At 61.2% G+C, this 7,979-nt stretch carries 7 protein-coding genes; 2 read left to right on the plus strand and 5 right to left on the minus strand.

Annotated elements, in window-relative coordinates; genetic code table 11:
- Positions 1–147: 147 nt before the first annotated feature.
- The gene (locus tag VGY55_17225) at positions 148–408 is read right to left on the minus strand and encodes a hypothetical protein (GenBank protein ID HEV2971723.1); all 261 of its coding nucleotides are present in this window, start codon (positions 406–408) and stop codon (positions 148–150) included.
- Between the two features lie 79 nt (positions 409–487).
- On the opposite strand from VGY55_17225, the gene VGY55_17230 reads away from it, so the two are divergent.
- The gene (locus VGY55_17230) at positions 488–880 is read left to right on the plus strand and encodes a BlaI/MecI/CopY family transcriptional regulator (protein HEV2971724.1); all 393 of its coding nucleotides are present in this window, start codon (positions 488–490) and stop codon (positions 878–880) included.
- Positions 881–934: 54 nt separating this feature from the next.
- A complete protein-coding gene (locus VGY55_17235) occupies positions 935–3,766 on the plus strand; it encodes a M56 family metallopeptidase (GenBank protein HEV2971725.1) in 2,832 nt (943 codons plus the stop codon).
- A gap of 54 nt (positions 3,767–3,820) precedes the next feature.
- Here VGY55_17235 and VGY55_17240 read toward each other — a convergent pair whose 3' ends face one another.
- The 4 genes from VGY55_17240 to VGY55_17255 all read right to left on the minus strand — a co-directional run.
- Complete coding sequence (locus VGY55_17240) at positions 3,821–4,456, minus strand: site-specific integrase (GenBank protein ID HEV2971726.1); 636 nt, start codon at positions 4,454–4,456, stop codon at positions 3,821–3,823.
- Positions 4,457–4,980: 524 nt separating this feature from the next.
- Positions 4,981–6,117 (minus strand): HD domain-containing phosphohydrolase, encoded by a 1,137-nt coding sequence (locus VGY55_17245; GenBank protein HEV2971727.1) that lies wholly within the window; start codon positions 6,115–6,117, stop codon positions 4,981–4,983.
- Positions 6,118–6,150: 33 nt separating this feature from the next.
- Positions 6,151–7,479 carry an ATP-binding protein gene (locus VGY55_17250; protein HEV2971728.1) on the minus strand — a complete coding sequence of 443 codons (1,329 nt, stop codon included), beginning with the start codon at positions 7,477–7,479 and terminating at the stop codon, positions 6,151–6,153.
- A 17-nt stretch (positions 7,480–7,496) separates the two neighbouring features.
- Positions 7,497–7,979: hypothetical protein (locus tag VGY55_17255; protein ID HEV2971729.1), on the minus strand; the 483-nt coding region annotated here is incomplete at its 5' end.

The following is a 7,979-nucleotide window of genomic DNA, read 5'->3' on the forward strand; positions in this document are numbered from 1 at the left end:
GGGAGTTGTGATCGCCCTGGCTTGTTTTTTCGCATGGTTGCGACCTGTAGGCACCTACAACTCGCATCAAACGCGCACGCTGATCTTGAATCGCTCAGCAGGTATTTCGCTTCATCAGCCGTCCATCTGCTCATGTCGAAAACGCCTTTATCGCGCCGCGGCATCACCGAACGGTGTGCCGTGTAGCAGGCGCGATCGCGGCTCGACGTAGAGGAAGGTCAGCGGCGTAAAACCGTGCGCCACGCGAGTCAATCGCGCAAACGCGCCGGACGAAGCGTCCACTTGGTCGTCGTATCGTCCGTTGGGAAAGATGCAGAGTTCGTCCAGGAAGGCGGCGTTCTTGGATCCCTTGGCGAACTGAGCTTTTCCAAGAAACTGAATCGCGGCGATTGACAGGCCTGAAGGCAAGTGATACTATAAAACCAAATCTAAATAACCAAACTATCAGCACCAATACAAAACGAGAAGCGAATCAGGAGGATTGATTATGGCCAGGCCCCCGGCCAAGGAACTGACGGAGCGAGAACTGGAGGTCATGCACGTCTTCTGGAAACTCGACGAAGCCACGGCCGCCGAGGTGCGAGATGAATTGGCCCGCGGCGGCTCGGATCGCGCCTATACGACTGTCGCGACGCTGGTGCGGATCCTGCTCGACAAAGGCTTTTTGGATCAGCAGCCGGGCGATCGGCCGTTCCGCTATCGGCCGGCCAAATCATACGAAGAAGTGTCGCGGCGCTTGTTGGGCGATCTGGTCGATCGCGTCTTCGCCGGCTCGCGCGAGCAACTCCTTGTGCGGCTTGTGGAGCAGAAGAAGCTCACGGCCAAGGAACGAGCGGCGCTCGAGGCAATTCTGAACTCGCCGGGCAAAGGCGCCTCTTGATCAGACGCAACTTAGAGAACTACGAAGATCACCAAGGACACGAAGGAATCGAATATGAACGCCATCGGCGCGGGTCTGGTGTGGACCGGTGTGCAAGTAACGCTCTTGGTGTTGGCCGGGGGTGTGGTCTACGCCGTGCTTCGGCGCCGCAGTCCCGCGGCCGGGTCGCTCGCCGCGCTGGCCCTGCTGGTCATCGCCATCGGCTTTTCGCTGCTGGCCGTAAGCCCGTGGCCGAATTGGTGGCGACTCAGCGTAGTTTCAGCCAACGCCGCCGAACAAGTAGCGAATGATGCTAAGGCGCCGGATTCCCCGGCGTCATCCGCGAAAACAGATGGCGGGAATACTCGCGAATTGGCAGCGTCGGGCACGCAACCAATCGCGACGGAATCGTTCGACGCCGTCACGTGGGCGCGGACTTTTTGGAAGAACGTCGTCGATGGATTGAACGAGCCGACTCGTTCCGATGCCCCCACTGCATGGCGCTGGCCAAGCTTTGCCGCATGGTTGCTGATCGTGGGTGTCGGTTTAGGCTTCGCGCGGCTGGCGATTGGGCTGTTCGCCGTCGAGCGATATCGGCGGCGGACCACGCCGGTGAACGATGGCCCACTGCTCACTTTGCTCGAAGCGACTTGCGAGCGATTGGAATGCGCTCGTCGGATTGAGCTGCGGGAGTCGCCCGAGATCGTCTCGCCGGCGACGGTCGGCTGGCGGCGGCCGTTTATCTTGCTGCCATTCGAGTGGCGTGAGTGGAGCGAAGGGGAGCGGCGGGCAGTGCTGGCTCACGAAGTGGCCCATGTCGCCCGCGGCGATTTCGCTGGCTGGCTGGCGGCGCAAGTCAGCGTGGCCCTCTATTTCTACAACCCGCTGGTCCATTGGCTCGCGCGGCAGCTGCGGCTCGAGCAGGAGCTGGCGGCCGACGCCTGCGGGGCGGTTGCGGCCGGCGGCAGCGGGGCCTATCTGACGACCCTCGCCGGTATGGCGTTGCGTCAAGACAATCGGAAACCAACCTGGGGGGCGCGGCCATTCTTGCCCGTCCGCGGAACTCTTTTAAGGAGAATCGAAATGCTTCGCGACAGGAAGCCCATCTCAACGTTCACATTCTCGACTCCCAAGCGGATCGCTCTGTGGTCCACGCTCGCCGCCCTCGGCCTCGTAATCGCCGGCCTCCGCGGTCCCGGCGCCGCAACAGCACAAGCCGCTCCTGGCGACGGCGAACTCGGCGTGCAGGGCGCCGCCGATGCCAAGCCGATCGACCTCACTTACGTTCCGGGCGACGCCGCGATGGTCGTTGCCGTCCGTCCCGGCGACGTGATGAAGACGGCCGCCGCCAAGTTAGTCTGGCAAGCCGTACCCGACAGCGAACCCATGAAGATTGAGCGCACGCTCGGATTGCCGATTGCCGACATCGAGTACGTCAAGTTCATCATGGGCGACTTTCCGTCGAATGGGCACAATCCGTTCCCGCGGATCGTGTTGCGGGCTGCGAAGCCGCACGACTGGAGCAAATTCGCGGCTACGATCGTCTCCGATCCGGTCCCCGTCGATTTGCTTGGAGGAAAAAAGTATTTCAAGCCGGCAAAGCCTGTTGACGCGGGGCCCGGAGGTTTCAACCCGCCGCCGTTTTGCTACTTCGCGCCCGATGATCGAACGGTGATCTTTGCGACGGAGCAGGAAATGCCGATTTTGTTCGCCGCCTCGGTCAATCCTGGACCCGATCCCAAATGGGCGCCGACCTGGCAGCGAGCGTCCACGGGCGGTTTGGCTGTCATGCTTAACGTCGAAAACCTTCGTAGACACATCGAACCCTTGAAGCCCGCCTCAGGCGGTCCCGATGCGGCGATCATGGCCATGATGGCGCCTCTTTGGCAGGATGCGAACCGCCTCTTCGTCGGCACCGACATCGCTGACAAGAAGCTCGGCCTGTTGGCGCTGGCCGAATGTCCGTCCGAAGAAGCGGCCGGGCACGTGCAGCAGACAACCCAAGCGCTGATCACTTTCGCGCTCAATGGGCTGGCAATGGCCGACAAGATGGACACGCACGGCCCGGCCGAAATGGTCCAAATCAAGAAGACACTCCTCGGCGCGGCCGACGAATTGCTGAAGCAGGCCAAGGTCTCGCGCGACGGAAGCACCGTCGTCGTCAAGTCGGAAGGGAGCGGTGCGACGGTTCTGGCGGTGGCCAGCATCGCCCTGCCGGCGATCCAAAAGTCGCGCGAGTCGGCTAGCCGCATACAGAGCATGAACAACATGAAGCAGATCGCGCTGGCGATGTTGAATTTTGAAATTGCGACGCGGAGGTTCCCTGCACAGGCGTTCGGGAGGCCGAATGGTGATACACCGCGGTTGAGCTGGCGAGTCAGAATACTTCCCCATCTCGGAGAAGTTGACCTTTACAAGCAATTTCATTTCGACGAGCCATGGGACAGCGAGCATAACAAGACGCTGATTTCCAAGATGCCCGATGTGTTCCGCTCCCCTCCCGATGAGCGTCCGACGACTAGCGCCAGCTACTACGTCCTGACTGGCCCGAAGACGATGTTCTCGGGCAAGGACGGCATGAAGATTTCCGACATCACCGGCGGCGCGTCGAACACGATCATGTTCGTCGAAGCCAAGCGCGACATCCCGTGGACAAAGCCTGAGGACATCGACTACGATCCGGCGAAGCCGCTGCCGAAACTCGGCGGGCACTTTCCAGGCGGCTTCGTCACCGCCTTCGTGGATGGATCGGTCCGCTGGATTGCGGACCAGACTCCGGCCGACGTGATCCGCGCGCTGATCGATCCGACCGGCGACAAATGGAACACCGACCTCAACGGCCCCCAGGCCACGTCGACGCTTACTCCGCAGGGTGAGCAACCGGCCGATCCGACGAAGAGCCGCTGACCATCCTTCGGCCCGTGGCCGCTCACTCGAATCTCTCGCCCTGCCACTTCGCCACTAAGCAAAGAGAAACAGGCTGCCGACCACTGCCTCGTCCTCTACCGCCACATGCAGATAGCCGCTCGTGATGCTGACATTGGCGTGCCCCGCGGCGTCCCGCACCTCGGCCAGTGATCTGCCACCAGCCAACGCGTGGCTGATAAACGTGTGGCGACCGTGATGAATGGTCAGCGTCTCGAGCCGAGCGGCGCCGAGGGATCGGCACGCAGTCCGGAAGCGCTTGCGCAGCGTGTGGCGCGAAAAGGTCTTGATGTTGCGACCGGGAATTAGGGATGCGAGGAACGGCTCGTCGTACTCAGCGCCGGCGCGTAGACGCTCGGCCTTCCACGCCGCCAAGTCTTGCAGCGTCCCCGCATCCCACCAGAGCGGAACAATCCGCGGCCGTCCGCCTTTCGACGCGCCGTTGCGAATGCGGATATGCGGTCGCGCCAGCTCCGTGCGGACGTCGCCCACTCGCAGCTTGGCGATCTCGCTGGCCCGCAGACCGCAACAGCAGTCGAGGCGGAAAAGCGCGAGGTTCAGCCGCGTGTTCTTCGAACGCGGCGCCTTGCGCTTGAGGTCGTTTAGCACCGCGGCCAGTTCGCGGCGTGAGAGAATCTTCGTGACGTCGAGCGTTCGATAGGCGGATTGCATGGCGCGTTTCTTCCGAGGTTTGTTGTCGTTTTCTCCTTAGCTCGGCGCGATCGGCGCCGTTGCGACAGTGAGTACCTCGGGGGCGTGCGGAACTCAAGCGAGTTCGGACCCAGTTCGCGCATAGTGGGTCCGAACTCGCGATTTCTGATAACCATGAGAGCTGATAATCGGTCCCGTTGCGCGCACGGCGCCGCGGGACCAAAAGTGGCCCTCCGCCAGGCCAACGGGCCGCGAGCCCCGCGAAGGGCTCTGGCTTCGCCCCAGACGCGATCAAACGTCCGGCTTCGACGGCACTGGCTACCGGAGGCCGGAACGCGACAGACGCGATCCTGGGGCGTTTAGAACGATACGGATGTACAAGTGGACGGACATTGCCTATCTTAACATCGTGCGGATGGGTGAAGACGCGCTCGCGCATCGAGGATGGCCAGAACCAGAACAGCTATTTGCTGAACGGCAGGCCACATAGCTGTTGACGGCCGCACGCATGCCGAGATCAGAAAACGAGACCCAAGGGGGCTCAGCTACAATATGAGCGCGTGCTCGACGTGGTCGACTCCCACGCCGGACCAATTGCTGGGCGAGCTAGCGCCGACCAATTCGCCGTCGCTCATCGAGACGCCCGCTGCACACCGCCCTTGAGCCTGCCGAAACTCCTCAAAACGAGATCGAAAGGCATCGACCACCGAGGGATCGAATTGGCTACCGGAATTGTCTTCGATGATATTGGCGGCATCGGACGCCGCCATCGCGCGCTTGTAGACGCGATCGGACGTAAGCGCGTCGAAAACGTCGGCGACCGCCACAATCCTCGCCGCCAACGGAATAGCCTCGCCCGCCAATCCGTCCGGGTAGCCGCCGCCATCCCAACGCTCGTGGTGGTGCCGCGCGACCTGGACGGCCATTTTCAAGTAGTCGGCGTGCGGGAGTTTTTCCGCTGCCCGAGAAAGGATGTCAGCTCCAATGACGGTGTGGCGCTTGATCACCTCGAATTCCGCGGGGGTGAGCGGGCCGGGTTTCCGGAGAATCGCGTCGTCGATGCCGACCTTTCCGATGTCATGCAAGGGGCTCGCCCGATAGAGTTGCTGCAAGAACTGCTCATCAATTTGCCGGCGGTAAGGATCAAACATCGCCGTATGCTCGGCGAGCGTGTGAGAATACCAGCGGAGGCGAAACAGATGGTCGCCGGTTTCGGCGTCGCGGAACGACGCCAAATTGACCAAGGCCGTTCCGACCACCTCTCTCGTGCGGTCGATCTCTTGCAGGATGCCTTCGACGTGCTGAGCGTGGATCATCTTCATCCACGTTCGCACCTTCGCGAGCACTTCTTGTTCATGGAACGGCTTGCTGATGTAATCGACCGCCCCCGCATCGTAGGCGGATAAGCGATCCCTCACGTCGCGACGCGCCGAGACCATCACAATTTTGATCGCGGCGAGTTCGGGAATCCGTCGAAGTAAATCGCACGTCTCATGGCCGTTGAGTCCCGGCATCATCAAGTCGAGGAGCACGAGGTTGGGCTTGAATTCCGGGGCAACGCGGAGCGCGTCTTCGCCGTTTATCGCGCATCGCAGTGTGTATTCGCCGCCGAGCAGCTCTTCGAGAATCGCCAGATTATCGACGTTATCGTCCACCGCCAAAATTCGGTCATTGAGGTGCATGGCTTAGCCTTTCTGCAAATGGGTTCTCAATTCTTAAGCGACGGCGGATCCGACATCCGTCTCGGCAGCAATGTCGGCCGCCCGATCGGGGACCCACCGAGGCAAAGTCACATGAATCCTCGCGCCCTTTCCGTGAGTCCGTTCGGCGCGGATATCTCCATGGTGAAGAGCGGCGATTTCACGGCATATGGTCAGGCCAAGGCCGGTGCCGCCGAGATTTGATCGATTGGCTTTCGATTGAACGAATCGGTCGAAAACCGCTTCACACTCGTCATCAGGGATACCCGGACCATCGTCCTCGACCACGAGGTCGACAGTTTGCCCGCCGCCGTGGACCGACACTCGAACGTCGCCTCCTCGGGGCGAGAACTTGACCGCGTTGCTGATTAAGTTCCTGATGATTTGGCTTAAACGCTCACGATCGCCATACGCCAGAGCGCCGGTCCCGGAGGACGCGCGGCGCAGCGTGATGTCCTTTTCGCGCAAGAGGGCATCGAACTCGCCGGAAACTCCGGCAACCAGCTCTTCCAGATCGACGGCTTCGCAGTCCAACGACCGCTCTCCGGCTTCTAGCTTCGAAAAGTCGAGCAGCGCGTTGACCAGCTTGAGAAGAGTATCTCCGCTCGACTCGATCCGTTGAAAGAATCCGAGCAACTTGTCGCGATCGGCGGTGGCGTTCTTGCCGATTCCAAATCGGGCGAAGCTGAGAATGGCGTGGAGCGGCGTTCGCAATTCGTGCGACATGTTGGCCAGGAAGTCGCTCTTGGCCTGATTGGCCTTTTCCGCCGCTTCCTTGGCAATCTGAAGCTGAGCCGTTTGTTCGCGGACCTGCATTTCGAGCGTCTCGTTCTGGCGTTGCAAGGCGGTCTTGGTCATGACGAGTTGGTCGACGTGACGATAGAGCGCCGCTTTGACAGCGCGTTCCTTGGTCAGGCTCCGGACGCTCGCAATGATCCATTGCCGTCCGTCGCGCTCGATCGAGCGAGATCGGAGTTGCGCATCGATCGTCGTGCCGTCGGTGCGAGAGATGACGATTTCGCGGCATAGTCCGCTTCCGGGCGCGGGAAGACGAACCGCATGACATAGATCGAGCTCGGTCGGATCGGAACGTCCTCCGCAGCAGAGCATTGAGAGCGGTTTATCGAGAACTTGATCGGCCCGATAACCAAAGAGCTTTTCCGCCGCATTCCCAAACCGGCGAATCCGCTCGTTTTCGTCGACGACGATCGTGGCCTCGGGCGATGCGCCGAGGAGCGCTTCCGCCAATTCGGCGCGACGAGCCATCTCCTCGACCCCGCGTCGCCGCGCGCGATCGACAAGATAGAGGATCATGATGAGTATGAGCGAGATTGTCGTCATCATGGAACGGGAAGTGTTTTTCACTCGACAAGGTAAACGTCTTGCGCCGGCGGCAGAAGTGGACTCGGTGTAATAGTCATCCCGAGAGCTGTAATAAGGCGCGCGGTTCCGGCCACGATTCGGACGTTGTAGGCGCCGGTTCCCGTAAAAAGCACGTGCCCCCATTTGGCGTAAAATGCTCCGCTCAGTGATCCCGCCCCGAGCAAGCTCTCCTGGGCGACGACGATCGGACGGGGATCGGCCCGCCGCTGATAAATGAGCATTCCGTTGAAGGGGCTGGTCGGATCGGCCAGCGGCGAATACGAGCTGCCCGGCAGCGCGGCGTTGATAATGACGCTGGGGATCATTCCCGCCATTGACGACGTCGGCCGAGTCTCGCCGTCGCCGTTGTCCGGATCGCCGATCGTCGCGTCATAATTCGTGGAATTCGTCACATAGAACAGAACGCCGTTGGCCGTCACTGAGCCGGCCACGACGTTGAGCGCGACGTGTGTCAGCGGGTT

The organism is Pirellulales bacterium (assembly GCA_035939775.1).
Taxonomy (GTDB): Bacteria; Planctomycetota; Planctomycetia; order Pirellulales; family DATAWG01; genus DASZFO01.